The following is a 26,477-nucleotide window of genomic DNA, read 5'->3' as shown; positions in this document are numbered from 1 at the left end:
CTATTTACTTATTATACGCTCACGATTGAGCGCTAACCACTGCAAAGATATCACCGTTGCCGCATTATCTATTTCACCACTGCTTAGACGCGCTAAGGCCTCGTCAAAATCTATCACATGCGTCTTAATATCTTCCCCTTCTGTCTCAAGACCAAAAACACCACTAGTATGTTGGCTTAAATCTACGATGGCTAAATAAAGATAAAGACGCTCAGTGGTGCCACCAGGGCTTGATAAGTACGATAACATATACTCAAGTTGCTGCAATTGAAGGCCAGCTTCTTCAAAGGCTTCGCGTTTAACAACGGCTTCATAATCAATGTTGCCATCAGTCATACCAGCTATACACTCTAAAAGCCAAGGCGACTCTTTGCTACGCATAGCACCAATGCGTATCTGCTCTATAAGCAATATTTTATTAGTAAGGGGATCATAAGGAAGCACAGCAACAGCATCACCACGCTCAAGAATTTCACGCTTAATGGTTTGTGACTTACCTCCGGCAAATAAAGCATGTTCAAATTGATAAAGGTTAATTTTAAAAAAGCCACTGTATAAGTTTTCGATTGGCGCAACGTCAACATCATTATTGGTAAATTGAGTAATCGCTTTATTAGTCATTTATTTCCTTAATCGGTTTCTTAACTCAAAAATTTTGCGGTTTATTATATTCTGTTACACTTGTTTGCGCTGTTTTACACAAATTTTTTTTTGTTATTTGACAAAACAGGTTACCATGCTTTTAGTACGCAAACTGTCTAAGGACTGAACAACTAATGAAAAAGAACATTCTTGCTGCGCTGATCGGCTTATCATGCGCATTGACTGCTACAGCTTCAAATGCTGAAGATTTATTACAAGTATACGAAATTGCCACTGCAAATGATCCAACGGTTTTAAAAGCTAAAGCACAAGCCGATGCACAATCTTATAACAGTGATAAAGCTTTAAGCGCCTTACTACCGCAAATTGGCTTTTCAATGGGCTATGATAAGACAGATAGCACAACATATGAAGGTACTGACCCATTAGGCTATGCAAGAATAGACGGTGATACTGATACATTCAGCCGTGGCCTGAGTTTAAGCCAAACACTTTTTGACCTAGGTGCGTGGAATTCTTTAGATATCGCCGACAAACAAGCTTTACAAGCTTCTGCACAATATGATTTTGCACAGCAAGATTTAATAGTTCGTGTTGCGGATGGCTATTTTAATGTATTAAGTGCCATCGACAATCTTGAATTTGTACAGTCAGAAAAACGTGCAATCGAGCGTCAACTTGAGCAAACTAAACAACGCTATGCTGTTGGCCTTACGGCCATCACTGATGTTCACGAAGCACAAGCACAATATGATAACTCAGTTGCACAAGAGATTGTGGCTAAAAACGGCGTTGAAACTGCTCGAGAGCAACTTCGTGAAATCACTGGTAAATATCATGCCAAGTTAGACACGCTAGATACCCAAACATTTTCGACAGTAAAGCCAAACAAACAATCAACTGACTATGTAAAATTGGCTGAGCAAAATAACTTAAATTTACAAGTTGCAAAAGTAACGGTCGATATTGCTAAAGATCAAATTGATTTAGCACAATCTGGGCACTATCCAAAACTAACCCTTAATGCAACTTATGGGGATTCATTAACCGATTATAATAGCAACACCATGAGACCTCGTGGTGATAGCGCAACGGTTGGTCTTGATTTTACTGTGCCTATTTATTCTGGTGGTGCAACAACTGCGGCAACAGAGCAAGCACGTGCATTTTACGTTGCTGCCAGTGAAGATTTAGAAGCATCATTACGTGGTGTAACTCGCTCTGTTATTACATCTTATAATCAAGTTGTGTCTGACATTGCTACCTTTAAAGCACTTGAGCAAGCTGTTGTTTCAGCAGAAAGTGCATTAAAAGCCACTGAAGCTGGGTTTGAGGTGGGTACTCGTACTATTGTTGACGTACTCATTAGCACGCAAAATCTGTACAATGCAAAAAGTAACCTAGCCAATGTACGTTATCGCTATGTGGTTTCTACATTACGCTTAAAGCAAGCCGCTGGTACCCTTACCAGTGAAGACTTAATTGCTATTAATCAGGGATTAAAAGCTATTTAAGCAATTAATTCCATCGGTTTTAAACTATCAAGCCAGCTTAATGCTGGCTTTTTTGTGTTTTTAAACACATACAGTTAAACTACTTCTTTTATTTTCTGAGATGTTTTTTGTGGTTAATTCCTCTGCTTTCAAGCTGTCTTTTTTAGGTCCTCGCTATTGGTTAACTTGGGTTGGCGTATTTTTTCTTTACCTGATCTCATGGCTTCCTCATAAACTACAATTACTAATGGGTAAATATTTAGGGCGTTTAGTACACCGCTTTATGAAGAAGCGCCGACACATTGCTGAAGTAAATATTAAACTGTGTTTTCCAGGTATGCCTGAACACGAACAACAGCAACTAGTGCTAGAAAATATGGAGAATACTGGCATCGCCATGATGGAAACAGGTATGGCATGGTGGTGGCCACAATGGCGAGTAAATAAAGTATTCGGCTCGATTAAAGGGCTAGAACACCTAGAAAAAATTAATCAATCAGGCAAAGGGGCTTTGTTGTTAGTCCCCCACATTCTACACTTAGAAATGGCCAGCCGAGTTATGGGAATAAACTGTCAAGGTGTTGGCTTTTATCGCCCGCACAATAATCCGTTAATGGAATATTTTACAACTAATGGTCGTTTACGCTCTAATGAGTTTTTAATTGGCAAACGAGACGTTAAAGGGCTATTACAAGCGCTTAAAAACAAAAAAGTGTGTTACTACTTACCAGATCAAGACTATGGCCGAAAGCGCTGTGAGTTTGCTCCTTTTTTCGCAGTAGCTGAGGCGGCAACAACAACAGGAACGCTATTATTCGCGGCGAGTAAACATTGCGAGGTCGTCAGTTTTGCTAGCCACCGTGACAAAGACGGTAAGTATCACCTAGAAGTATTCCCTATGTTAGAAAATTTCCCTAGTGGCAATGACAAGCAAGACGTGACACGGGTGAATCAACGCATGGAACAGGCAGTAGCAATAGCACCCGAGCAATACATGTGGTTACACAGACGTTTTAAAACTCGCCCTGACGAAAACGCGCCTTCTTACTATAAGTAGAAGATGACTTTCGTGGTTTAATATGATTTTATGAACAAACACAAAAACAAGAGTATGAGTTATGTGGTTTTGGGTTAAGCATTTATCACTAGCAGTTATATTAATTATAGCCGCCATTTATTTTTTATTTGGTCATGGCCCAGTTATGGACATGAAAGAAACAAAAAATGCTGCTGCGCAAGGGTTATCGCGGTTTTATTCGGCGTTGCGTAATCAAGTAAATAAAAATAATGAACGAGATAAATATGTTTTAAAACTACCTAAACCTGAGTTAAATATTGATGCAGCGTTAATTGAACGCGCGCGAGTTGTCGAACCATCATCCCCAAATTGGACTGGGGAGTTCATAGCAAGACGTTTCGAAAATGGCTCGACTCTTAAAAAGGTAATGTCTGAATATGCCCGAAATGAAGATATTGTGCTTTATTGGTATTTAAACAAAGACTACGTAGTCAAAGATCATTTTCGAGTCGATAGCAATTTCAACTCGACTTTATATCAGGTTGGTCGCGCCATAAATGATGACTTTGAAAACGAGGTATACACCTTCTTTTGCTTTAAACAAAGAGCAGCTGTCATTACTGAGCTGCCCTCCGAATATGTTCGCGAAAACTGCCGCCGTTTAAAGAGTTAGTATTTATTTGAGCTTGAGAAAATACATATTTTATCAAGCTCTAGTTCGTCAGAATAAACCTAGTTATTCAGCCCAAAAATATCCTGCCAAGCTTTTACTACTAAGTTAATATGTTCTTCAAGCTCTTCTCGGCTAACACAACGTCCCTGCTGATCCAGACTCAACACATGGTAACGCGAACGGTATTCAATATATGCGGCAATCAGCCCTTGTTTCAAAGAGTTATTAATACAGCCTAATCGAGCTGCGTCGGTAAGAATTCTCACATTGTCTGAAAAAGTCGTTAATTGAGAGAAAGTATGGGCATTTTTAAGTACTAAATACTGAGTTATAAATTCAATATCAGCCATACCACCAGCATCTTGTTTTAAATCAAACTCCTTGTCGTTGCCTTTAGCTAAATGACTACGCATCTTCTCACGCATCTTGATGACATCATCTTTTAACACGGCATTATCACGCTGCTGCGACAGTATTTCTAAGCGGATTTGCTCAAACCTTTGTTGCGGTTCTACTTGCCCTAAAATCATTCTTGAGCGTACTAGCGCTTGGTGCTCCCAAGTCCAAGCTTGAGTTAATTGATAATGATGGAAACTTTCCAAGTTAATAGCCATCAACCCTGAGGCTCCTTCAGGCCTTAGACGTGTATCGAGCTCATATAAAATACCTGAAGCCGTACGCGTATTAAATAAATGCATTAAGCGCTGCGCGAGTTTTAAATAAAACTGCCTAGAGGATATACTTTTTTCGCCATTTGTTTGGCTTGTACCATCGTGATTATGTACAAATACTAAATCCAAATCCGAATCATAACCGACTTCAAAACCTCCTGTTTTACCATATGCTATAACGCCAAACCCTTTGTTTTCATCATCTGTATTGGGCGGAATACCAAAACGCGTGGCCATTTGCTGCCAAGCTATGTTTACGGCTTGGTCAACAATCGCTTCAGCAAGCGCTGTTAAGTGATCGCTAACCTTCATCACATCTAACACGCCTGTCGCATCAGCTGCGGCTATGCGTAACTGATGAGTTTGCTTAAATTGGCGTAACGCCTCCATTTGCTGCTCTAAATCTTCACTATCTATACGTAAAAAATATTGTCTGACTTCATCTTTATAAGCCGTTAATGGTGTGGGTTTATAAAGCACAGCAGGGTCTATCAGCTCATCAAGCAAAATTGGGTAACGAGAAATATGTTCGCCGATCCACTTACTGTGGCAACACAAAGTTACAAGCTGTTTCAGCGCACCAGGATTCTCATATAACAGCTCAAGGTATGCAGTACGCGAAATGACTTTATTCAGCACTTGACTAATCATACTAAACACCGCGCCTGATGCATTGCACTGAGTTAACTGCTTTAGCAGCAATGGCATTAATTTATCGAGAATATCACGACCTCGTAAACCTATCTTTGCTTTAGCTGATCGCTCCCTAAAGTCACTCAAAGGCTGTTGCCAACTGTCATCTGCCTCTGATAGTAAACTTACATCATTATGCTCCCATGCACTTACAAAGGCACTTTCACAAGGATCATCAGGCTCACTGTCATAACCAATGACCAATTCAAACTCACTATGTACCGCAGCCATAATGTTATTTATTTCATCAAGTGTGTGACTAAAATCAATGTGCCCTAGTAAAAAATTTAGACGCTGCTGATTAAGTTCATCATCTGGTAATGTTTGTGTTTGTTGATCATCAAAGATTTGTAGGTACTGCTCTACTTTACGCAAAAATAAATAATTACTTTGCAACAATTGCGCTTCCTCTGCAGCGATTACATTGGTGGTACTAAGCTCTGCAAGGGCTTTAAGTAATGACTGCGTTTGCAGATTAGCTTCACGTCCGCCGCGCACCATTTGCAATGCTTGTACGACAAACTCAACCTCGCGTATACCACCCGCACCAAGCTTGATATTATTTGTTAGACGCTTTCGCCTAACTTCTTGAGCAATCATTTGCTTCATTTTACGAAGCGATTCTATCACTGAAAAGTCAATATAACGCCTATACACAAAAGGCTTTAATAACTGGTAAAATTCATCGCTGTATTGAGTTTTCTCACCAATTAAACGACCTTTTAGCATGGCATAGCGTTCCACTCACGGCCTTGCTCTTGATAATAATCTTCTATGGCGTTAAAACTCATTACTAGCGGACCGCTTTCGCCAAACGGCCTAAGTCGCATGTCGACTCTAAATACCTGCCCATCAGCTGTATTTTGGTTCAATGACGCAATCAATTTTTGTGCAACTTTAGTATAAAAAACTTGCGCTTCGAGTGAGCGTCGACCGCCTTGTGTTTTTACACTTTGCGGATAAGCAAATATTAAATCGATATCAGAGGAATAATTAAGCTCTTTTCCCCCTAGCTTGCCCATCCCTAAAACCAACATTTGCATAGTGTTGCCTTGCTCATCCACAGGCTCACCATTAACTTTAGCCACTTGTGCAAATGCCCAACGATTTGCACCATCGATTAAACTGTCTGCCAACATAGAAATATAGCGAATACTATCGGCTATGTCGTTATCACAACACAGATCCAAGAATGCCACTTTGAGCCAATAACGCTCTCTGTACTTACGTAATATTTTATAGCCTGAAACTTCATCTATATTGCTAAGCTCATAACCTAAAAAAGGACAAGGGCAGTCCCGTAATACCATGTCATGCTCTGATAGCAACATATCAATAAGCTCAGGTTGAGATTCCAAACAACGCCAAGCAAATTCACTTAAGCCAAGTAATCTTATAATTTTGTCGTTCACTAAGCGCTCAGGAAATAACTCGCGAAAGCGCTCCATTCCAAGTGTATGTATTTGTATGGGAAGTGGTTGGAGTTGGCTCATAAAATACTCTCTTTTATATCAGCAGTAATCATACTAGAATGAAATTATTAATTATTATCTAGGTTCAACATGTCATATTTGTCTTTATCTAACACTAGTTTACTCGCGATTGCCATTTGTTTTGCGGTTATTTGTTTAACCGTAGTAGGCTTACGAGGACTAAACCATTTCAAGGCAAAGCAAGCTTTGAAAGAAGAACTTGCCCAACATGACAATTTTGCTATGGGTATTAGTTTTGCTTCAGAGATAAGTGTAGTCGTTGCAACCATTGCCTATTTGTTTGAAGAAATTAGCATCAGCGCAGCACAATCAAACCCCTTGAAGGTTATTACGTTAATTGTGCTTTTATTTAGCTTCATTAAAATCGGTCATTTAATTCATCGTAAATGGATTTTGCATCGATTTAATGAAGAAGCAGCTATTTTAAAACAAAACGTATGTGCAGCTTTGGTTGATTCAGGCATGTTAATCGCAAACTGTATTATTACCTTAGGCCTTTATAACTGGTCACATACTCAAGGGTTTAGTAGCTTATTAATCGCATTTGTTAGCTTCTTTTTATTGCAGGGAATTTTTGCTTTAGATAGTAAATTGCGCGAATATCGATTTGCTAGAGCAAATCAAGGTGCCTCACTACAAAGTAACTTCAATCTAGAAAACACTTCCATAGGCATACGTTATGCGGGAAAATCTATCGGTTTAGCGTTAGCAATTTATGCTGGACTGGCAAGCGCAATTTTCCATAACGGAAAAATGGTAGAGAATATCTTCACATTAGCTTTACATTGCGGCACGATGTGGTTATTACTGTATATACTAACGGCCATTATTAAGTTCATTTCTTTACCCAATATTGATACTGCACTTGAAATTGACCATCAAGATAACATTGGTATTGCCTGTATCGAATTTGCTGTTTTCAGCGTTATAGGCTATTTACTTATTAGTATGTTTTCAATTTAGCGATTGAAAATACCAACATGTGGGGCCCCATGCCGTTTAAAGTAGATAATTACTTGTTGATCGATAATGACAGTGAATTTAGTCGACAATTCACTGAACACTATTTTGGCCAAGCTAACACCAATACCCCAAGCACTTTAGTAGTTGCTGGTATAAATACACGCCAGCTCGTAAAATTAATGTTTGATGAGCTTATCAAAGATTATTGTTACTGTGATTTTAATAATGAAATTAGCGTGTCAGAGCTGGCAAGCTACTTACATGAACATCACGATATTGTAGGCGTTTTATTTAATCAAACCGATTATTTACTTGCAGATGACAAGCAACGTTTTATCTTCAACTCACTGCACAATGTACGATTTTTAGTGAGTGAGGTTGAACACGGCTATCATTTTGAACCGGTCACCGAACAAGCACACAGTAACCACTTATCCTGTCAAGATGATATTGCAGAAACACCTCACGATTTAGACGCCTTAAATGAAAAAATAAACAGTTAAAGTTTAGTTCTGCTAATAATATTTGCACCAAAGAGCAGCGTTACATACCATAAGCTATATTAGCTATTTATCTTAAGGTCATCATGCGCGTTCCTCATATTTATCAAGCAAGCGATATCGTACTTTCAACCCCAGTTCATTTAAACGATGATGCCGCAGGGCATATTGGTCGGGTCTTACGCATGAAGGTTGGTGAACAAATATCTTTGTTTAACGGTCAGGGCGGAGAGTACTTGTGTGAACTCATCGAAGTTGGCAAAAAGTCTGTCGTTGCTATGCCACTTGAATTTAACGACATAGACGTTGAATCACCATTGAGTATTCATTTAGGTCAAGGTATATCTCGCGGAGATAAAATGGACTTTACCATTCAAAAGTCTGTTGAATTAGGTATTACAGAGATCACCCCTATTTTTAGTAAACGTTGTGGTGTGAAACTCAGTGCTGAGCGTTTAGCAAAGAAACACCAACAATGGCAAAAAATAGCTATTTCTGCCGCTGAGCAATCTGGGCGTAATCGTATTACCACCATTCATCCTCCTATTGATATAAGTGAATGGCTAAAACAAAGCAGTGATGAAATAAAACTGACTCTGCACCCACGTGCCGAACATTCGATTAAGACAATTACAGTACCAAAAAGTGGTGTCCGCTTTTTAGTTGGCCCTGAAGGCGGCTTTACTGATGAAGAAATAGCACAAACCAAACAGCAAGATTTTACTGATATTCGCATTGGCCCACGAGTTCTACGAACCGAAACGGCCGCTTTAACGGTCTTAAGTGCATTACAGCTTCAATTTGGTGATTTAGCTAATTGAAATTACTAAAAGCACCCTCATATCTATTGCAACATATTAAGTAAGGCAACGACATGGCGATTAAGTTAGGTATAATTTCAGATCCAATCAGCGGGTTCAACATCAAAAAAGACACAGGCTTTGCAATGATGATGCAAGCTCAAAGTCGTGGTTATGAAATTTATTACATGGAAATGGATGATTTATCTCTACGCAAAGGTAAATCCTTTGCAACGGCAGCTAAAGCAAAAGTCTTTGATGATGAAAACCACTGGTATGAGCTAGAAGAAAAGGCCACCATCGCCCTTGCCGATTTAGACGTTATTTTAATGCGTAAAGATCCGCCGTTTGACACTGAATATATTTACGCCACTTATATTTTAGAACGCGCCGAACTTGAAGGCACATTAATCGTTAATAAACCACAAAGCTTACGTGATGCTAACGAAAAGCTCTTTACTGCGTGGTTTAGTGAGTACACACCTGACACCTTGGTAACCCGAGATAAAAACCAAATTAAAGCGTTTCTTGCCCAGCACCAGGATATTATTCTCAAACCATTAGATGGTATGGGTGGCGCATCTATTTTTAGAGTGACAGAAAATGATGCCAATATAGGCGTAATTTGCGAAACGCTTACTGAACATGGTAGCCGCTTTGCGATGGCGCAAAATTACATCCCTGAAATCAAACAAGGCGACAAGCGCGTACTAGTTGTTGATGGTGAGGTGATTCCATATTGTTTAGCGCGTATTCCACAAAATGGTGAAACCCGTGGCAATCTAGCTGCTGGCGGTCGGGGTGAAGCACGTCCAATTAGTGAGTCAGACCTTAAAATAGCCCAAGCAGTGGCACCAACATTAAAAGCAAAAGGCTTGGTTTTTGTTGGGCTTGATATTATTGGCGATAAGCTAACCGAGATAAACGTAACAGCCCCTACTTGCGTCAAAGAGATTGAGGCTGCCTATGATATTTCAATTACCGGCATCTTATTTGATGCGATAGAGAGAAAACTAAGCCATACTTAATTTTCAATATAATAAAGGGGTAACGTTATGCAATCATTAGAAAATCACTTTTTAATCGCAATGCCTTCAATGCAAGACCCTTTGTTTAAACGTGCAGTAACGTATATCTGTGAGCACAATGAAGATGGGGCTATGGGGCTGGTTATTAACCAGCCTATCAACATCACTGTAGGTGATTTACTTGATAAAATTGAAATCGATAACGATAAATCAAATCAAGCATCACAAGTCGCTGTGTTTGCTGGGGGCCGGTAAAAACCGATCGTGGTTTTGTGTTGCACTCACCAAAGCCGGGCTATGCTGCAAGCCAAGAGCTTAGTAGTGAAATAATGATTACGACTTCAAAAGATGTATTAGCAAGCCTAACGACCACGCAAGCACCGGAGCAATTTATTATAACTTTAGGTTATGCTGGTTGGGAGCAAGGCCAGCTTGAACAAGAGCTACTGGAAAATTCATGGCTAATTATAAAAGCCGATCCTGAGATTATTTTTAACACGCCAATAGAGCAACGCTGGGAAAAAGCAGTCGCGACGCTTGGGTTTGATATTAGCCAATTAAGTTCAGAAGCGGGCCACGCATAAGCGTGGTCAACCACAATTTTAAAGTACAGAGCTAGCATGACTAAGAAACAACTAAAGCCCAAAGGTGAACGCACCGTTATGGGCTTTGATTTTGGTACCACCAGTATAGGTGTTGCTATCGGGCAAGAGTTAACGGAACCGCATCAAGCTTAACTGCAATTAAAGCAAAAGATGGTATTCCAAATTGGGATTTCATTAAAAAGCATATCGATGAGTGGCAACCTGATTTACTCGTTGTTGGTTTACCTTTAAATATGGATGGCACAAACCAAGACGTAACTTTTAAAGCTAAAAAGTTTGCCAACCGTTTACATAACCATTCAGGGCTACCTGTAGAGACTCAGGATGAACGTTTAACTACAGCAGATGCCAAATCTCGATTATTCGAACAAGGCGGTTACCGTAGCTTAGGTAAAGGAAATGTGGATAATATGTCGGCTGTTATTATTTTGGAAAGCTTCTTTGAACAGGCTTACGGGTAAGCGGTAGGTTAATAATAAGCTGCTCACTCAGATCCGGAATAAACCCAGCCTGACGGTAGGCTTTTGCTATCGCGCCTTGAGCACGCAGTACTTTTAAGCCAGCTTGCAAGGCTTTAAACGCGCGCTCACCTTCAGGATGCTGTTTTGCAATCACAAAGTGACGACTATCGTCTAATAATACCAATACATTAGGCACGGCTTGTAACACGATGTCTTCAAGCACATAACGATTATTTGTCTGTGGCATTAACGGCATCAACATAAAGTCAATCCACTGCATAGATACCATACGTACTTGGCTGAGCCATTCATCTTCAGCCACTAAATCTTTTAATGGTAACTGTGATAAAGTTTGCCAATCGGTGCGCCATCTTGGCGTAGAAACACTGGTTAATTGATTGAAATCAGATAAGTGTTGCAGCTTAAATACTTTGTTATTATTTGGTGAAGTAAAAACCCCTGCAAAATACTCCCCCTTACGGATCACGGCATCGCTAATATACACTTTATCAGTTAGTGATTTAGCATCTTCATACCAGTAACTATCAAAACTCAGTAGTAATTCGCCTTGCTCTAGCAACTTAGTATTACGAAAATTAATTTTACCGATTTGATAAGTAAATTTTTTATTAAAACCTCCTAGATACAAAGCTTGCTGCGCGATGATCATATCAACAACATCACGCCGTACATATCGGCCACTGAAGTCAGTAATTTCTTGTGGTGATCTTCCAGCTAAAAAATGCACATAGTCATCATATACGTCATCACGGATAAAAATTGCAATCGATTGCTCCGTTGCAATCGCATAAAATGGTGTACTAACAACATAAAAACCAACGGTGATAAGTAACCATTTTATACATCTTTTCATCCTACTGACCCTTAGATTCTAAGCCGTCAATGGTAACTCCCTGTAAAAAACCAGCACCTTGCTGCTCGTTATTACGAAGCTTAATCATAAGTCGCAAATCATTTGGTGAATCAGCATGATGTAAAGCGTCTGCATAATTGATGCGCTGTTGTTTATAAAGCTCAAATAACGCTTGATCAAAGGTTTGCATCCCCATATCTTTTGCCTTTGCCATCGCTTCTTTAATACCGCCGATATCACCTTTTTTAATTAGTTCACCAATGATTGGCGTATTAAGTAGAATCTCAATTGCAGCAACACGACTATTTCCATCAGCAGTAGGCACTAATTGTTGAGCTATTATTGCCCGTAAATTTAAGGATAAATCATACTTTAGCTTATCGTGCTTTTCTTTTGGCACAAGGTGCATAATTCGGTCGATTGCTTGGTTGGCGTTGTTCGCGTGTAAAGTAGCAACACACAAATGCCCAGTTTCGGCAAAGCTTAGTGCATACTCCATGGTTTCTTGCGAGCGAATTTCACCAATCAATATAACATCTGGCGCTTGGCGTAAGGAGCTTTTAAGAGCTGATTCAAAGCTCTCTGTATCAAGCCCTACTTCACGCTGAGTAATAATACTCTTGCGGTGTTCATGCACAAATTCGATCGGATCTTCAATGGTTAATATATGGCCTCGTTGATTACGATTGCGATAACCAAGCAATGCAGCTAGTGACGTTGACTTACCCGTGCCAGTGCCACCTACAAACAGCACTAACCCACGTTTAGCCATTATTACATCGGTCAGAGTTGAAGGAAGGCCTAATTCATTCACATCAGGTATTGTAGTCACAATGCGACGAATAACCATTCCAGCACAATCACGTTGCCAAAATGCAGAAACCCTAAAGCGGCCTTCATCGGTCGCAATGGCAAAATTACACTCTTTAGAGCTATGAAATTCTGCTTTTTGCTTTTCACTCATTGCCGATTCAACTAACGCCAAGGATTCCTCATCCGAAATTTTATCGTCTCCCAATGCAATCAATTCGCCATTAATTTTTGCGCTGACCGGTAGCTGACTCGAAACAAACAAATCAGAACCTTGCTTGTTTATCATCAGTTGTAAAAAATAGTTAAGAGAATGAGTCATTATATTTCTTATCCTTCGGCCTAGCCGCCAAAATTAGTTTTATCTTGCGCTTTAGCACGTGCTTCTGTGTTAGAAACCACACCGTGATTCACTAAATTAATCAAACATTGATCCATCGTTTGCATGCCATGAGACGAACCTGTTTGAATAGATGAATACATTTGCGCAATTTTATCTTCACGAATTAAGTTACGAATAGCAGGGACGCCAATCATAATTTCGTGGGCTGCAACTCGCCCACCGCCAACTTTTTTCAACAATGTTTGCGAAATAACTGCACGCAATGATTCAGAAAGCATTGAACGTACCATGTCTTTTTCTTCACCTGGAAACACATCAATAATACGGTCAATGGTTTTAGGTGCTGAGGTGGTGTGCAGTGTACCAAAAACTAAGTGGCCTGTTTCAGCCGCCGTCATAGCAAGACGAATGGTTTCCAAATCACGAAGCTCACCGACCAAAATAACATCGGGGTCTTCGCGTAATGCACTACGTAACGCGTTGGAGAAACTGTGGGTATCGCGATGAACTTCACGCTGGTTAATGAGTGACAGTTTATTGTCATGAACAAATTCGATAGGGTCTTCGATGGTTAAAATATGGTGATGTTTATTTTGGTTAATATAATCGACCATCGCCGCCAAAGTCGTTGATTTACCCGAGCCTGTCGGTCCTGTCACTAACACTAAGCCACGAGGATTATCAGAAATCGTTTTGAAAATATCAGGTGCGCCTAAATCATCCAATGTAAGCACTTCACTTGGGATAGTACGAAACACAGCTGCAGGACCACGGTTAGAGTTAAATGCATTCACACGAAAACGAGCAAGATTAGGAACTTCAAAGGAAAAATCCACTTCTAGGTTTTGCTCGTAGTCCTTACGTTGATTATCGTTCATAATATCGTAGACTAAGCTGTTTACATCTTTGTCTTCCAGAGCTGGAATATTAATTCGACGCACATCGCCATCAACTCGGATCATCGGAGCAACCCCTGATGATAAGTGTAAATCGGATGCTTTATGCTGCACACTAAAGGCTAATAATTCGGTAATATCCATTTATGACTCCACAACTAACTGATAATTATATGGTTACAATAGCAGAACGACTTAAATCCGCCTACGCTAGAATTGCATTAGCGGCAAAAAAAAATAACCGCAACGAGCAAGATATTTGCTTACTTGCAGTCTCTAAAACAAAACCTGCTGACTTTATTTTAGCGGCTTATCAACAAGGTCACCGAGAATTTGGTGAATCCTACGTTCAAGAAGCTGTAGATAAAGTAACCCAACTTGCAAATTATAGCGATATTGTTTGGCATTTTATTGGCCCAATTCAATCAAACAAAACCGCTTTAGTGGCAAGTCACTTTGACTGGGTGCAAAGTATCAATCGTGAAAAAATAGCCAAGCGCTTAAATGATCAGCGTCCAAGTAATAAAGACCCGCTTAATGTGTTGATTCAAGTTAATATCAGCCTAGAAGAAGCTAAGTCAGGCTGCCACCCGGATGCACTCCTTGCACTGGCGCAATTTGTCGATGATTGTCCTAACTTGATCTTACGTGGGCTGATGACTATCCCAGCGAAAACCGACGATACGCAGCAACAAATGCAATATTTTGAGCAATTACGTGCTTGCTTTGATAGACTTAAGTCCCAATATCCTCAAATAGACACCCTGTCGATGGGGATGAGTGGTGATGTAGAAGCAGCCATTGCTGCAGGCTCCACCATGGTACGCATCGGCACGGATATTTTTGGCCAACGAAGCTAAGGTGATAACTAAGATATGTCAGATAAAACAATTGCATTCATAGGCACAGGTAATATGAGCTACGCCATCATTGGTGGCATGGTAAAAAATGGGTTTAAGGCATCAAATATTATTGCCACTAACCGCAATCAAGAAAAACTTGCTAAGGTAGCAGCGGATTTCGGGGTCAATACCACCTCAGACAATAACGCAGCACTGCGTGATGCCGATGTGATTGTGTTATCTGTTAAACCACAAATGATGGGTGATTTATGTCAATCATTCCAAGATTCAGGCATCGATTTTAGTGATAAGCTATTTATTTCTGTGGCTGCGGGCCTAACCGTTAGCCGCCTTCGTGAAATGCTCGGCCAAAACGTAAAAATGGTCCGTTGTATGCCGAACACCCCATCGTTACTTGGTCGTGGTGTATCGGGTTTATTTGGCGACGGTGAGACCGCTGATGAACATACCTTTGTACAACAAGTATTTGAATCAACTGGTATTGCGGTATGGGTTGAGCAAGAGTCTCAAATCAATGACGTGATTGCTGTTACGGGTTCATCACCCGCTTATTTCTTCTTATTTATGGAAGCCATCGAAGAGAAAGCCAAAGCCCTAGGTTTTAATGATGAAGATGCCCGCCGCTTAGTCCAACAAACCGCATTAGGCGCTGCAGAAATGGCACTCTCACAGCCTGATATAAGTATTTCTCAATTACGTGCCAATGTAACATCTAAGGGTGGTACAACTCATGCTGCGGTCGAACATTTAAAAGCACAAGGTTTAACAGCTACTGTTGCTGATGCAATGGATGCGTGTATTGCCCGTGCCGAGCAAATGGAACAAGAACTTTAACTAAGCTGATATGCTTATTTTTCGAGGTAAATTATGAATGCCATGCAATTTTTAGTCGGGATTGTATTTGATCTATTTTTAATGGTGGTTTTACTACGCTTTTGGCTGCAAGCAGCCAAAGCTGACTTTTACAATCCATTGAGCCAGTTTGTGGTTAAAGCAACTTCATTTGCTGTAAACCCACTACGTAAAATTATTCCCGGTTTTGGTGGGCTTGACCTCGCCTCTCTGTTATTGGCATTCATTGTTGCAATTGCAAAAATCTCGACCTTGATGCTTATGTTTTATGGTGGTTGGTCTGCGCAAACCGTGTTTGTTTCTGCCTTCATTACAGTAATAAAAGAAGGTTTAAACTTATTATTTTGGGTACTCATTATCCGCGCTTTATTAAGCTGGGTGAGCCAAGGTTACAACCCTATTGAAGCCGTTTTCCACCAGCTTACTGAGCCTATGCTTAAGCCCATCCGCAAAATTTTACCGCCTTTAGGTGGCTTTGATTTATCAATTTTAGTATTGATTATCGCACTGCAATTTGCACAAATCCTGTTTATGGATTTAATCGGCTAAACACTCCCTTTCTCAGAGGCCTAAATAGGCCTCTTTTATTATGAGTCTTTTATGAAAAAACTAGCAAGTATCTTATTTTTCGCACTAGCAGGAATTACCTTTAGTGCCCACAGTGAGCAAATGCAAGGTGCACAGTATAAAGAGCTTGGCCCGTGGCAAGTTCACTATATTGCCTTTCCATCAACGTTTGTTCAGCCCAAGATTGCACAAGCCTATGGCCTTGAACGCAGTAACTATAAAGGCATTGTTAATATTTCGATTTTAAAAAACGATGCCGATAATACAGCGCAAACAGCATCACTTACAGGAACTGCAAAAAACTTATTAGGTAATAAACAGGCTTTAGAATTTAAAGAAGTGATTGAAGGCGATTCTATTTACTACCTTGCTCAAGTAAAATTTACCAACGAGGAAATTTTACGATTTGATATCGAAATCAAACAAAATAATCAATTTCAAAAATTGCAGTTTCAACAAAAATTTTACGTAGATTAAATCATGAAAAAAACTTTAGTTTTAGCCACAGGTAACCAAGGAAAGGTAACTGAATTAGCAAAGATGCTAAGCTCTCTTGAAATAGAAGTGTTACCACAAAGCGATTTTAACGTCCCAGAGGTACCAGAGACGGGCACTACGTTCGTAGAAAATGCAATTATTAAAGCCCGACATGCAGCAAAAATAACAGGGCACCCTGCTATTGCGGATGACTCTGGCTTAGAGGTCGATGGCCTCAATGGCGCACCAGGAGTTTATTCAGCCCGCTTTGCTGGTGTTGATGCAAGCGATCAAGACAACATAGATAAACTATTAGTTGAACTGGGCGATAACCCGGTTCGCAGCGCCCGCTTTTGGTGTGTATTAGTATTGATGCGCCACGCCGATGACCCTACCCCACTAATTTGTAGTGCCAGTTGGGAAGGGCAAATAACCCAAAGCCAAGATGGCCAAGGTGGTTTTGGCTATGACCCTATCTTTTATGTGCCAAAACTTGATTGCACCAGTGCCCAGCTTAGTAAAGAGCAAAAAAATGCCATTAGCCATCGAGGCCAAGCATTAAAAGCCTTATTAACAGAGCTTAAACTTAAAGGCGGCCTGTGAATTTACCACCGTTAAGCTTATATGTGCACATACCTTGGTGCGTGCAAAAATGCCCTTATTGTGACTTTAATAGTCACGGCCAAAAAGGCGATATTCCTGAAAAAGAATATGTACAACATTTAATTGATGATTTAAAAACTGACTTACACCTTGTGCAAGGGCGAAAAATTCATTCGATCTTTATTGGCGGTGGCACTCCAAGTTTATTAACAGGTGACGCCTATGTCAGCTTATTAAACGCCGTTGATTCTCTCATTGGCTTATCTGATGACTGTGAAATCACGCTAGAAGCTAACCCGGGTACGGTAGAAACTGGGCGCTTTAAAGAATATGTCGCCGCGGGTATTAATCGAATATCAATTGGCGTGCAAAGCATGCAAAATGATAAGCTAAAAGCCCTCGGCCGTATTCATGGCGCTAATGAAGCCACTTATGCAGCAGAGCAAGCTCACGAAGCCGGTTTAAACAGCTTTAACCTCGATTTAATGCATGGTCTGCCAGGGCAATCTGTTGATGATGCGCTGAGCGATCTGAAAAAAATCATTGCGTTAAACCCGCCTCATATATCTTGGTATCAACTCACCATTGAAGCCAATACAAAATTTGCCTCAAAGCCCCCGACACTTCCACCTGACGACACCTTGTGGGATATTCAAGAGCAAGGCCAGGCGTTGCTTGCTCAAGCTGGTTACCAGCAATATGAAATTTCAGGTTATGCAAAACCCGGCTTTCAATGTCAACATAACTTGAATTATTGGCGGTTTGGCGACTATTTAGGCATTGGTTGTGGGGCACATGGTAAGGTAACTGATGCAAAAACAGGAGTAATTACTCGCACCGAAAAAGTTAAGCATCCTCGCGGGTATATGGATTTGGCTAAACCGTATTTATTTAAGCAATGGCCTGTAGAGCAAGACGATTTACCCTTTGAATTTTTTATGAATCGCTTTCGTCTATTTGAGGCTTGCCCAAAAAGTGATTTACATGCACTTACAAATTTATCGCTGCAGAGCCAGTCTGAGGCCTTGAATAAAGCGATAAATACAGGCTTACTAATCGATATGGATAGTCATTGGCAGGTAAGCCAAAAAGGTCATCGTTTTTTGAATGACCTGCTAGAATTGTTTGTGTAGCTGAAAAGGGGTAAACCAATTACAGCTACACACTAATAATAATTATTTATAACCTTTATTGGTTTCTAACAACAAAAGGGAAAACATGCGTAAACTTACCTTTATCGCTGCCGCAGTGAGTATTGCACTGCTAGGTGGCTGTCAGCAAACGCCTGAGCAACAAAGCACACCAAGCGTACAAGCACAACCTGCACAGAGTGAAATCGACAAAGCCAATGCTTTTTTTGAAGACACCTTTAATCGTGATGTGATGAGTAGCCCTATCTATCAAACATACATGGGTATCAAAAAAGATTACGATAAATGGGATGATGGCAGCGAAGAGCGTGCTCTTGAAGACTTACAGCAAACTAAAGACGACCTAGTAGCACTCAATGCAATTAACCGTGACTTACTTGATGAAAGTACTAAAGTGAGTTACGACCTTAAAAAGCAAGATCTTGAAAACACGATTGCAGACTTTAAATGGCGTTACCATAATTACCCTGTAAACCAAATGTTTGGTGTTCATTCAATGATCCCTGCATTTTTAATTAATCAACACCAAATCACTGATGTTGCAGATGCTAAAGCCTATATCTCGCGTTTGAATGGCGTAACTACGGTTATTGATCAACTGATCACCGATTTAGAAACGCGCGCCGATAAAGGTATTATTGCGCCTAAGTTTGTATTTCCCCATGTCATTGATTCAAGCAAAAATATCATTATTGGTGCACCGTTTGAAAAAGGTGAAGATTCAACATTACTCGCTGACTTCAAACGTAAAGTAACTGCGTTAGAAATAGATCAAGCCGATAAAGACGCTTTGATCAGTGATGCTGAAAAAGCACTCAAAGCCGCTGTAAAACCATCTTACTCTAAGCTAATCAATTACCTTGCTCAGCTTGAAAAACGCGCAGATGATCGTGACGGTGCATGGAAATTTCCTGATGGCGAAGCGTTTTATAACAATGCGTTAGCCCGTACTACAACCACAGACCTAACGGCGAAAGAAATTCACACCATAGGTTTAGCTGAAGTATCACGCATTCATGATGAAATGCGTGAAATCAAAAATAAAGTTGGCTTTGAGGGCGACTTAAAAGCCTTTATGCAGTTTATGAAAACTGACAAACAGTTTTATTATCCAAACACAGCAGAAGGTAAGCAACGCTACCTTGATGAAGCCACAGGCCTTATTGATAACATGAAGTCTCGCTTAGATGAGCTATTCATTGTTAAGCCAAAGGCCGATCTAAAAGTAAAAGCTGTTGAAGCCTTCCGTGAAAAAGCCGCTGGTAAAGCCTTTTACCAACAACCTGCACCAGATGGATCACGCCCAGGTATTTATTATGCCAACCTTTATGACATGGAAGCGATGCCAACTTACCAAATGGAAGCATTAGCTTATCATGAAGGTATTCCGGGTCACCATATGCAAATAGCGATTTCACAAGAGCTTGAAGGTGTGCCTAAGTTCCGTAAATTCGGTGGCTACACAGCCTATATCGAAGGTTGGGGTTTATACTCAGAATTACTACCAAAAGAAATGGGCCTTTATGAAGACCCTTACTCTGACTTTGGTCGCTTATCAATGGAGCTATGGCGTGCATGTCGCTTAGTAGTAGATACTGGTATCCACGAAATGAAATGGACTCGCCAACAAGGTATTGATTACTACGTTAATAATACACCAAACGCGACGTCTGACGGCGTTAAAATGGTTGAACGCCACGTTGTAATGCCTTCACAAGCAACGGCTTACAAAGTGGGTATGTTAAAGATTTTAGAACTACGAGAAGCGGCAAAAGTTAAACTTGGTGATAAGTTTGATATTCGCCAATTCCACGACGTAGTACTAAAAAATGGCGCAGTGCCACTTAACGTACTTGAAAGCTTTGTTGATCAATGGGTAGCAAGTAAATCAGTTTAAAGACTCGTTTACTTTAAAACCTAAAAAAGGCCGCATTTGCGGCCTTTTTGCTATTAAATCAAACTTAGAATATTGAATTTATTTAATAAACAATATAAAGCCTGATCAATAAAGTACTCTATAAACTAGCTTACTTTACGCTTTTTCAAGCAAAGTACGTGCAACGGTGCGCATACCAACAGTTGTTGCGCCAGCAGCCCACTGACCTGTGCTGCCCATATTAAACGCAGCAGCTAAATCGATATGCACCCAACCTTTACCGTCATTTGGTACAAAGCGTGATAAGAAACCAGCGGCATTTGATGCGCCACCATAACCGCCACCTTTTTGCGCGCGGCTATTTGCAGTATCAGCATAAGGCGATGGGCAGTTTTGTTGGTGCCACTTTTCAAGTGGTAATGGCCAGCCGGCTTCCATTTCTTGCTCTGCAAAGCCTTCTACTTCACGAACAAACTCTTTATCAAGACCAAATAAGGCATTGTACTCTTGACCAACTGCAACCAATGCTGCACCAGTTAGAGTCGCGGCATTGATGATAAGCGGTGCACCTGTTTCGCCTGCAGCCATAAGGCCATCGGCAAGTACTAAACGCCCTTCTGCATCGGTATTTACAATTTCAACCGTTGTGCCATTTTTATAAGTAAGTATGTCACCTAGTTTATATGCATGGCCCGAAATCATGTTCTCTGCACAACATAAAAATAGCTTGATACGTTTGTTGATACCGCGGCTAATTGCTAAAGCTAAACCAGCTGTAACAGTCGCAGCACCACCCATATCGCATTTCATGCCCAACATGCCTTCACTTGACTTAATTGAGTAACCACCTGAGTCAAACGTGATACCTTTACCAACTAAAGCCGCATCTACAGGTGCATTGTCATCCCCAGTTGGGTTGTAATCTAATGCTAATAATACTGGCGGGCGCTCACTGCCACGGCCAACAGCATGGATACCAATCCATTGCTGCTCAAGTAATGCATCGCCTTTAATAATTTGGTAGCTGACATGCTCTGGCGCAAGTGATTGAATAAATTCAGCCGCTTTACCTGCAAGACTTTCAGGGAAAATATCATCCGCTGTGCCGTTGATCATTTCACGCGCCCAAGTGGCAGAACGTAATAATGAGTTTAGCTCTTGGCTATCTGTTTTTGCATTTTCTGCAAACTCAACGCCAGCTAACGTTTTAGGAGAAACAAAGCCTTGATAAAATGCCCATTGTGTTTCAGTACACCAGCAGTCGCCAGCTAAAACTACATTTTTAACACCTTGATTGGCAATGGTACGCGCCGCTTTTTGCACGTTTTTTAAGGTCTCTTGCTCGGCTAGGTGCACTGTAGCACCGTGCTCATTAAATGAAAGTGTGGCGTTTTCGCCCCAATGAGATGCAGCCGCTTGTTCACTTAATTGAACAACAAATTTTTCAGACATGTTAAAATACTCTTTGCGCTAATTAGTGGCACTGAGTCTACTATAGCTGGCACAACTTCCCAACTTATTGAGACTAAATAATGAAATTTGCTAAGCCATTACAACAAGCCATATTAATTAAGCGCTACAAACGATTTTTAGCCGACTTACGCTTAGCGGATGGCACTGAATTTACTGCGCATTGTGCTAACACGGGCAAAATGACAGGCTGCGCCGAGCCTCAGTTCAACGCATTTTACTCAACCAGCGATAATACAAAACGTAAATACCCGCACTCCTTAGAGCTGACGCAAAATCAGTTTCAACACCTCATATGTGTTAATACCGCAATGGCAAACAAAGTGGTCGAAGAAGCTATTCAAACGAATTTTATTAGTGAGCTTAGTGGTTATCAGCAATTACAAAGTGAAGTGAAATATGGCCAAGAAAATAGCCGCATTGACTTTTTACTCAGCGATACCAACTGCCCTAATTGCTACGTGGAAGTAAAATCCGTCACCTTATTAAGTCAAGATTCGCCAACAACTGGACAGGGATATTTTCCTGATGCACCAACCCTTCGTGGGCAAAAACATATTCGCGAATTAATCGAAATGGTTGAGCAGGGCCATCGTGCTGTATTGCTATTTGCCGTGTTACATGAGGGCATAACCCAAGTGAGTGCAGCAAAACATATCGATGAAAAATACGCCCAGTTATTAACAGAAGCGATTGCGAAAGGCGTTGAAGTGTTGGCTTACAAAGCGAAAATTTCGATCAAAGAAATAACTTTGGACGACAAAATAACTTTTATTCCTTAATCAATGAAACGTTCATTTCATCAATCAAGTTAAGGTTAATATCTTCATCTTTGAATAATAACGGTCTAGGTATAGCGTTTTCAAAACAAAGTGCATTAAAACGCGCATTTAAGCTGCCTAATGGCTATTCACCGAGAAAGTTTTCAACACAAATAAAAAATAAAGTTGTAAAAATTATTTTTGCCCATATAACTAGGCCAGTTAAAAAATCACACTGTGCTTAAAAAGCAATCATAATTACCGCCTGATACCTTTTAAAGCAGTAAAAACAATTTAACCACAGCTAATTAATTAAAAATAAATTTGCCTAGGCCATAGGATTCTGTTATTTATAGCCGCCGGCTAAAGCTGGGCATTATATTAAGGATTTAGGAGAAAGTTATGCCAGACCAAAAAAAATTAGGGTTATTGGCTCAGGCCGGATTAGAACCGTATCAGGAAAAACCGGGCGAAGAGTATATGAATGAAGCACAACGTGCTCATTTTAAAACTATTTTGGAAGCATGGCGCAATGATTTACGTAACGAAGTAGACCGCACTAAATCACACATGCAAGATGAAGCTGCTAACTTTCCAGATCCAGTTGACCGTGCTGCACAAGAAGAAGAGTTCTCTTTAGAACTTAGAACCCGTGACCGTGAGCGTAAACTGATCAAAAAAATTGAAAAAACAATTATCCTTATCAAAGAAGACGATTTTGGGTTTTGTGAATCATGCGGAATTGAAATTGGTATCCGTCGTTTAGAAGCACGTCCTACTGCTGATTTATGTGTAGACTGCAAAACGCTAGCTGAGATCAAAGAAAAACAATCTGGACGCGGTTAATAACTTTTAGTTAAGCCATGTCTATTACCACAGCCGTTACTGCGCCAGTGCGCAACTATCGCGGTCGCTTTGCGCCGTCTCCTTCTGGACCTCTTCATTTTGGTTCATTGGTAGCGGCTGTGGGTAGTTACCTTGATGCAAGACATAATCAAGGTAGTTGGTTAGTGCGTATCGAAGATATAGACACAACCCGCGTTATAAAAGGCGCAGCTGCTGATATTCTCAAAACCTTAGAAGCCTATGGCTTGTACTGGGACGAGCACATTGTCTATCAAACTAAGCGCCATGAGCTTTATCAGCACACCATACACCAACTACAAAAACAGCAACTTGTTTATGCCTGTAACTGCTCGCGAAAGCAAATAAAAGCACTGGGAGGCATATACCAAGGCCACTGTAAGAGTCGTGCTTTAGATAACGCAAGCGGCGCCCTGCGCTTAATTCAGCAACATGCGACAACACATTATCACGATCTCATTCAAGGCGATGTTGCCGTTGATCCTGCCCTCGCCCATGAAGATTATATAATCAAACGCAGTGATGGTTTATTTGCTTATCAGCTGGTTGTAGTAGCTGACGATATCGAACAAGGAATTACTAATATCGTACGCGGAGCTGATTTATTAGCGCCCACAGCCAGACAGCTCAGTTTATTCAAACAACTCGATGCCAGCCTACCGAATTACGCCCACCTCCCTTTAGCTGTTGCCAAACCTGGTTTTAAATTATCTAAGCAAAATTATGCCCCAGCTATTTCTAAGCAACAGCCAAAACCTGCACTTTTTAGTGCTTTTGAGTTTTTAGGTTTAGCGCCAGAGCAAGAATTATTAACGCTGAGTATTGAGCAAATGATGGACTGGGCCATAAATCGCTATAAGTTATCTGTGGTGCCAAAAGTAGCACAAATTCAAATTTCTCAGTCAGCAGATAACCAAGCAACGCATTTTACTCACATAATTAAGTAAAAATTCGCTAAATAGCGTTTATTTTAAAGTCTTCAACTTAATTTTTGAGCTGCACTGGTATATTATACCCAACCTTAGCAAACCTTAAACGCAATACGTTTATCGCCAAGTATGCACATTCCTCGTGCAGTTAATAACAAAATACAGCTATACTTGGTTAGATTTTTGATAGCTATATGCTATCAATTAACCAAATTCTGTAGGAGACAGATTATTATTTCCAAGCTTTTTCAATTTTGTCGGCAAATTATAGGCCCTAACGGCACGCAGACAAACCAGCAGCTAGACTCGACACAGCCTTTGGTGATAGGACGTAATGAGCATGGTATTTCTCGTAAACAATTTAGCCCAAATGCAATCAAGGTATTATATCGCCTAAAAGACGGGGGCTTTGATGCCTACCTTGTCGGTGGTTGTATTCGTGATATTTTGTTAGGTCAACAACCAAAAGATTTTGATGTTGTAACCAATGCCACGCCAGAACAAGTAAAGAAGCTATTTCGTAACTGTCGTTTAATTGGTCGCCGCTTTCGTTTAGCGCACATTGTATTTGGCCGCGAAATTATTGAAGTAGCCACAATGCGTGGCCATCATGAAGCCGCTGAAGACAAAAACCAAATTAGCCAATCAAGCGAGCAAGGCCAATTACTACGAGATAACGTCTTTGGTAGTATTGAAGAAGATGCCGAGCGCCGTGACTTTACAATAAACGCGCTGTATTACTCAATTAATGATTTTTCTATCCATGATTTTGCCAACGGTATCGCGGCTATCAATGCCAGACAAATAGAGTTAATTGGCGATCCTAAAACACGCTATAGAGAAGACCCTGTACGTATGTTACGTGCCGTTCGTTTTGCCACCAAGCTTGATATGACGATTGCGCCAGCAACTGAAAAGCCAATTAAAGAGCTGGCAAGCTTACTTGATAACATTCCGCCTGCGCGTTTATTTGAAGAAACACTGAAATTATTTTTAAACGGTAAAGCAGAAGAAAATTTCCTTATGCTGCGACGTTATAACCTGTTTAAATCGCTGTTCCCTGCGCTGGATAGTATTTTAGATAAAAACCCAGGTGGCTTAGAGTTCTCACTTATTCAGCAAATGTTTCGTAATACAGACGAGCGTATTAACGCAGATAAAAAAGTCACACCAGCGTTTATTTTTGCGGCGTTGCTTTGGTTCCCACTATTAAAAATTGCTAAGCAGCTACAACTGAGTGAACAACTATCTGAATATGATGCATACGTACAAGCAATGAATAAAGTCCTCAGCGAAAATGCTCAACATATTGCCGTGCCAAAGCGTTTTACCTTAGGCGCTCGTGATATTTGGCATATTCAGCAACGCTTAGACAAACGTGCAGGTCAACGTGCTTATAGATTAACGCAACAGCCTCGCTTTAAAGCAGCCTATGACTTCTTATTATTACGTGTGCAAGCAGGTGAACAAGAACATCAAGAATTGGCAAGTTGGTGGACCGCATATTTGAGTAAAGACATCAATGGTCAAAAAGACATGGTCAAATCATTAGGTAGTCAAGGGGCGCCAAAAGGCCGCAGACGTACCCGCCGCCGAAGCCCAAAGCCGACGGCTGAGTAAATAAATGGAAATCGTCTATCTTGGTCTAGGGGCTAATTTGAATGCCCCTCGTGAACAGCTTAAAAATGCGGTAGTTGCCTTACGAGGACTACCCCGCAGTGAGTTTATTGCGCTATCCCACCATTACGCGAGTAAGCCAATGGGGCCGCAAGACCAACCTGATTATGTCAATGCTGTGGCTGCTATAAAAACAGCGCTAAGCCCAGAGCAGCTACTCGATTTAACGCAAAAAATAGAGCTTGAACACGGTCGCGTTCGCAAAAAAGAGCGTTGGGGACCACGTACACTCGATATTGATATTTTATTATTTGGCGAACAAATAATAAATACAGAACGTTTGACGGTACCTCATTACGGTTTAACCGAACGCGAGTTTGTGGTGTACCCCTTACTTGAAATTGCGCCAAACCTTTTATTGCCATCCGGTAAAAAATTAAACACTATTACCGCGACTTTAGCATTAAACGAACTGCAACAATTACCTCTGTAACTAATTTCAGGGCGTTGCCTACGAGGATAT

24 protein-coding genes and 3 pseudogenes are annotated in these 26,477 nt (G+C 40.6%); 21 read left to right on the top strand and 6 right to left on the bottom strand.

All coding sequences use genetic code 11. From position 1 onward, the window contains the following. Positions 1–621, bottom strand: coding sequence for an NUDIX domain-containing protein (locus tag ACU8V8_RS02535; protein ID WP_087532871.1), 621 nt, complete (start codon positions 619–621; stop codon positions 1–3). Positions 622–776: 155 nt separating this feature from the next. On the opposite strand from ACU8V8_RS02535, the gene tolC reads away from it, so the two are divergent. The 3 genes from tolC to ACU8V8_RS02520 all read left to right on the top strand — a co-directional run bounded on the left by tolC (position 777) and on the right by ACU8V8_RS02520 (position 3,787). After that, entirely contained in the window at positions 777–2,117 is a 1,341-nt protein-coding gene (tolC, locus tag ACU8V8_RS02530) for an outer membrane channel protein TolC (protein ID WP_446888741.1), read from the top strand. A 109-nt stretch (positions 2,118–2,226) separates the two neighbouring features. Beyond that, positions 2,227–3,153 carry an LpxL/LpxP family Kdo(2)-lipid IV(A) lauroyl/palmitoleoyl acyltransferase gene (lpxL, locus tag ACU8V8_RS02525; RefSeq protein ID WP_446888740.1) on the top strand — a complete coding sequence of 309 codons (927 nt, stop codon included), beginning with the start codon at positions 2,227–2,229 and terminating at the stop codon, positions 3,151–3,153. A 61-nt stretch (positions 3,154–3,214) separates the two neighbouring features. Further along, positions 3,215–3,787, top strand: coding sequence for a TcpQ domain-containing protein (locus tag ACU8V8_RS02520; protein ID WP_446888739.1), 573 nt, complete (start codon positions 3,215–3,217; stop codon positions 3,785–3,787). A gap of 59 nt (positions 3,788–3,846) precedes the next feature. Here ACU8V8_RS02520 and glnE read toward each other — a convergent pair. Further along, positions 3,847–6,644 (bottom strand): annotated as a pseudogene (gene glnE, locus ACU8V8_RS02515) (bifunctional [glutamate--ammonia ligase]-adenylyl-L-tyrosine phosphorylase/[glutamate--ammonia-ligase] adenylyltransferase). A gap of 69 nt (positions 6,645–6,713) precedes the next feature. On the opposite strand from glnE, the gene ACU8V8_RS02510 reads away from it, so the two are divergent. The 6 genes and pseudogenes from ACU8V8_RS02510 (at position 6,714) to ruvX (ending at position 11,001) form a co-directional block, all read left to right on the top strand. After that, entirely contained in the window at positions 6,714–7,607 is an 894-nt protein-coding gene (locus ACU8V8_RS02510; RefSeq protein ID WP_446888738.1) for a DUF350 domain-containing protein, read from the top strand. 29 nt (positions 7,608–7,636) lie between these two features. Next, a complete protein-coding gene (locus tag ACU8V8_RS02505; RefSeq protein ID WP_446888737.1) occupies positions 7,637–8,110 on the top strand; it encodes a hypothetical protein in 474 nt (157 codons plus the stop codon). An 83-nt stretch (positions 8,111–8,193) separates the two neighbouring features. Continuing rightward, complete coding sequence (gene rsmE, locus ACU8V8_RS02500; protein WP_446888736.1) at positions 8,194–8,928, top strand: 16S rRNA (uracil(1498)-N(3))-methyltransferase; 735 nt, start codon at positions 8,194–8,196, stop codon at positions 8,926–8,928. Between the two features lie 53 nt (positions 8,929–8,981). After that, a complete protein-coding gene (gene gshB / locus ACU8V8_RS02495) occupies positions 8,982–9,935 on the top strand; it encodes a glutathione synthase (protein WP_446888735.1) in 954 nt (317 codons plus the stop codon). A 27-nt stretch (positions 9,936–9,962) separates the two neighbouring features. Beyond that, positions 9,963–10,519: pseudogene (locus tag ACU8V8_RS02490) on the top strand (YqgE/AlgH family protein). A gap of 36 nt (positions 10,520–10,555) precedes the next feature. Further along, positions 10,556–11,001, top strand: a pseudogene (ruvX, locus tag ACU8V8_RS02485) (Holliday junction resolvase RuvX). On the opposite strand, the gene ACU8V8_RS02480 reads toward ruvX, so the two are convergent. The 3 genes from ACU8V8_RS02480 to ACU8V8_RS02470 are packed head-to-tail and all read right to left on the bottom strand — an operon-like array spanning position 10,964 to position 14,068. Then, positions 10,964–11,875 carry a hypothetical protein gene (locus ACU8V8_RS02480; RefSeq protein ID WP_446888734.1) on the bottom strand — a complete coding sequence of 304 codons (912 nt, stop codon included), beginning with the start codon at positions 11,873–11,875 and terminating at the stop codon, positions 10,964–10,966. The pseudogene ruvX and the gene ACU8V8_RS02480 overlap by 38 nt on opposite strands. 1 nt (position 11,876) lies before the next feature. Then, a complete protein-coding gene (locus ACU8V8_RS02475) occupies positions 11,877–13,007 on the bottom strand; it encodes a PilT/PilU family type 4a pilus ATPase (RefSeq protein WP_446888733.1) in 1,131 nt (376 codons plus the stop codon). A 20-nt stretch (positions 13,008–13,027) separates the two neighbouring features. After that, positions 13,028–14,068 carry a type IV pilus twitching motility protein PilT gene (locus ACU8V8_RS02470; protein WP_446888732.1) on the bottom strand — a complete coding sequence of 347 codons (1,041 nt, stop codon included), beginning with the start codon at positions 14,066–14,068 and terminating at the stop codon, positions 13,028–13,030. A 2-nt stretch (positions 14,069–14,070) separates the two neighbouring features. Between ACU8V8_RS02470 and ACU8V8_RS02465 the strand changes: the two genes are divergently transcribed. The 7 genes from ACU8V8_RS02465 (at position 14,071) to ACU8V8_RS02435 (ending at position 20,334) form a co-directional block, all read left to right on the top strand. Next, positions 14,071–14,784 carry a YggS family pyridoxal phosphate-dependent enzyme gene (locus tag ACU8V8_RS02465; RefSeq protein ID WP_446888731.1) on the top strand — a complete coding sequence of 238 codons (714 nt, stop codon included), beginning with the start codon at positions 14,071–14,073 and terminating at the stop codon, positions 14,782–14,784. Positions 14,785–14,799: 15 nt separating this feature from the next. Further along, a complete protein-coding gene (gene proC, locus ACU8V8_RS02460) occupies positions 14,800–15,621 on the top strand; it encodes a pyrroline-5-carboxylate reductase (RefSeq protein ID WP_446888730.1) in 822 nt (273 codons plus the stop codon). Between the two features lie 33 nt (positions 15,622–15,654). After that, positions 15,655–16,188: a YggT family protein gene (locus ACU8V8_RS02455; RefSeq protein ID WP_446888729.1), complete on the top strand. Its 534-nt coding sequence runs from the start codon at positions 15,655–15,657 to the stop codon at positions 16,186–16,188. A 51-nt stretch (positions 16,189–16,239) separates the two neighbouring features. After that, a complete protein-coding gene (locus ACU8V8_RS02450; RefSeq protein ID WP_087532855.1) occupies positions 16,240–16,683 on the top strand; it encodes a DUF4426 domain-containing protein in 444 nt (147 codons plus the stop codon). 3 nt (positions 16,684–16,686) lie between these two features. Beyond that, positions 16,687–17,286, top strand: a complete 600-nt coding sequence (locus ACU8V8_RS02445) for an XTP/dITP diphosphatase (protein ID WP_446888728.1) — start codon at positions 16,687–16,689, stop codon at positions 17,284–17,286. Continuing rightward, positions 17,283–18,419, top strand: a complete 1,137-nt coding sequence (hemW, locus tag ACU8V8_RS02440) for a radical SAM family heme chaperone HemW (protein WP_446888727.1) — start codon at positions 17,283–17,285, stop codon at positions 18,417–18,419. Before ACU8V8_RS02445 ends, hemW begins: the two co-directional genes overlap by 4 nt. Before the next feature lie 85 nt (positions 18,420–18,504). Next, positions 18,505–20,334 (top strand): DUF885 domain-containing protein, encoded by a 1,830-nt coding sequence (locus ACU8V8_RS02435; RefSeq protein ID WP_446888726.1) that lies wholly within the window; start codon positions 18,505–18,507, stop codon positions 20,332–20,334. A gap of 135 nt (positions 20,335–20,469) precedes the next feature. On the opposite strand, the gene pepB is transcribed toward ACU8V8_RS02435, so the two are convergent. Beyond that, positions 20,470–21,765, bottom strand: coding sequence for an aminopeptidase PepB (gene pepB / locus ACU8V8_RS02430; protein WP_290209267.1), 1,296 nt, complete (start codon positions 21,763–21,765; stop codon positions 20,470–20,472). Between the two features lie 80 nt (positions 21,766–21,845). On the opposite strand from pepB, the gene sfsA reads away from it, so the two are divergent. From sfsA to folK, 5 genes are all read left to right on the top strand, one after another. Further along, on the top strand, positions 21,846–22,565 hold the full coding sequence (gene sfsA / locus ACU8V8_RS02425) for a DNA/RNA nuclease SfsA (RefSeq protein ID WP_446888725.1): 720 nt from the start codon (positions 21,846–21,848) through the stop codon (positions 22,563–22,565). Between the two features lie 381 nt (positions 22,566–22,946). Then, on the top strand, positions 22,947–23,390 hold the full coding sequence (dksA, locus tag ACU8V8_RS02420; RefSeq protein WP_087532849.1) for an RNA polymerase-binding protein DksA: 444 nt from the start codon (positions 22,947–22,949) through the stop codon (positions 23,388–23,390). Between the two features lie 17 nt (positions 23,391–23,407). Further along, positions 23,408–24,355, top strand: a complete 948-nt coding sequence (gluQRS, locus tag ACU8V8_RS02415; RefSeq protein WP_446888724.1) for a tRNA glutamyl-Q(34) synthetase GluQRS — start codon at positions 23,408–23,410, stop codon at positions 24,353–24,355. A gap of 303 nt (positions 24,356–24,658) precedes the next feature. Continuing rightward, complete coding sequence (gene pcnB, locus ACU8V8_RS02410) at positions 24,659–25,957, top strand: polynucleotide adenylyltransferase PcnB (protein WP_446888723.1); 1,299 nt, start codon at positions 24,659–24,661, stop codon at positions 25,955–25,957. Positions 25,958–25,961: 4 nt separating this feature from the next. Further along, positions 25,962–26,447 (top strand): 2-amino-4-hydroxy-6-hydroxymethyldihydropteridine diphosphokinase, encoded by a 486-nt coding sequence (gene folK, locus ACU8V8_RS02405; RefSeq protein ID WP_446888722.1) that lies wholly within the window; start codon positions 25,962–25,964, stop codon positions 26,445–26,447. Positions 26,448–26,477 lie beyond the last annotated feature (30 nt).

The sequence above is a fragment of the Pseudoalteromonas sp. SaAl2 genome (genome assembly GCF_052947895.1).
Note: the sequence above shows the minus strand (reverse complement) of the source record. Positions and strands in the feature narration are given on the sequence as shown.

What these genes read in the sequence shown, in the direction of transcription:
- ACU8V8_RS02480 (WP_446888734.1), bottom strand. Translation starts at nt 11,875, where the DNA reads ATGAAAAGATGTATAAAATGGTTACTTATCACCGTTGGTTTTTATGTT.
- ACU8V8_RS02505 (WP_446888737.1), top strand. Translation starts at nt 7,637, where the DNA reads ATGCCGTTTAAAGTAGATAATTACTTGTTGATCGATAATGACAGTGAA.
- ACU8V8_RS02435 (WP_446888726.1), top strand. Translation starts at nt 18,505, where the DNA reads ATGCGTAAACTTACCTTTATCGCTGCCGCAGTGAGTATTGCACTGCTA.
- ACU8V8_RS02465 (WP_446888731.1), top strand. Translation starts at nt 14,071, where the DNA reads ATGACTCCACAACTAACTGATAATTATATGGTTACAATAGCAGAACGA.
- ACU8V8_RS02535 (WP_087532871.1), bottom strand. Translation starts at nt 621, where the DNA reads ATGACTAATAAAGCGATTACTCAATTTACCAATAATGATGTTGACGTT.
- tolC (WP_446888741.1), top strand. Translation starts at nt 777, where the DNA reads ATGAAAAAGAACATTCTTGCTGCGCTGATCGGCTTATCATGCGCATTG.
- gluQRS (WP_446888724.1), top strand. Translation starts at nt 23,408, where the DNA reads ATGTCTATTACCACAGCCGTTACTGCGCCAGTGCGCAACTATCGCGGT.
- sfsA (WP_446888725.1), top strand. Translation starts at nt 21,846, where the DNA reads ATGAAATTTGCTAAGCCATTACAACAAGCCATATTAATTAAGCGCTAC.
- dksA (WP_087532849.1), top strand. Translation starts at nt 22,947, where the DNA reads ATGCCAGACCAAAAAAAATTAGGGTTATTGGCTCAGGCCGGATTAGAA.
- ACU8V8_RS02445 (WP_446888728.1), top strand. Translation starts at nt 16,687, where the DNA reads ATGAAAAAAACTTTAGTTTTAGCCACAGGTAACCAAGGAAAGGTAACT.
- ACU8V8_RS02475 (WP_446888733.1), bottom strand. Translation starts at nt 13,007, where the DNA reads ATGACTCATTCTCTTAACTATTTTTTACAACTGATGATAAACAAGCAA.
- ACU8V8_RS02520 (WP_446888739.1), top strand. Translation starts at nt 3,215, where the DNA reads ATGTGGTTTTGGGTTAAGCATTTATCACTAGCAGTTATATTAATTATA.
- proC (WP_446888730.1), top strand. Translation starts at nt 14,800, where the DNA reads ATGTCAGATAAAACAATTGCATTCATAGGCACAGGTAATATGAGCTAC.
- gshB (WP_446888735.1), top strand. Translation starts at nt 8,982, where the DNA reads ATGGCGATTAAGTTAGGTATAATTTCAGATCCAATCAGCGGGTTCAAC.
- ACU8V8_RS02470 (WP_446888732.1), bottom strand. Translation starts at nt 14,068, where the DNA reads ATGGATATTACCGAATTATTAGCCTTTAGTGTGCAGCATAAAGCATCC.
- pepB (WP_290209267.1), bottom strand. Translation starts at nt 21,765, where the DNA reads ATGTCTGAAAAATTTGTTGTTCAATTAAGTGAACAAGCGGCTGCATCT.
- ACU8V8_RS02455 (WP_446888729.1), top strand. Translation starts at nt 15,655, where the DNA reads ATGAATGCCATGCAATTTTTAGTCGGGATTGTATTTGATCTATTTTTA.
- ACU8V8_RS02510 (WP_446888738.1), top strand. Translation starts at nt 6,714, where the DNA reads ATGTCATATTTGTCTTTATCTAACACTAGTTTACTCGCGATTGCCATT.
- ACU8V8_RS02450 (WP_087532855.1), top strand. Translation starts at nt 16,240, where the DNA reads ATGAAAAAACTAGCAAGTATCTTATTTTTCGCACTAGCAGGAATTACC.
- folK (WP_446888722.1), top strand. Translation starts at nt 25,962, where the DNA reads ATGGAAATCGTCTATCTTGGTCTAGGGGCTAATTTGAATGCCCCTCGT.
- rsmE (WP_446888736.1), top strand. Translation starts at nt 8,194, where the DNA reads ATGCGCGTTCCTCATATTTATCAAGCAAGCGATATCGTACTTTCAACC.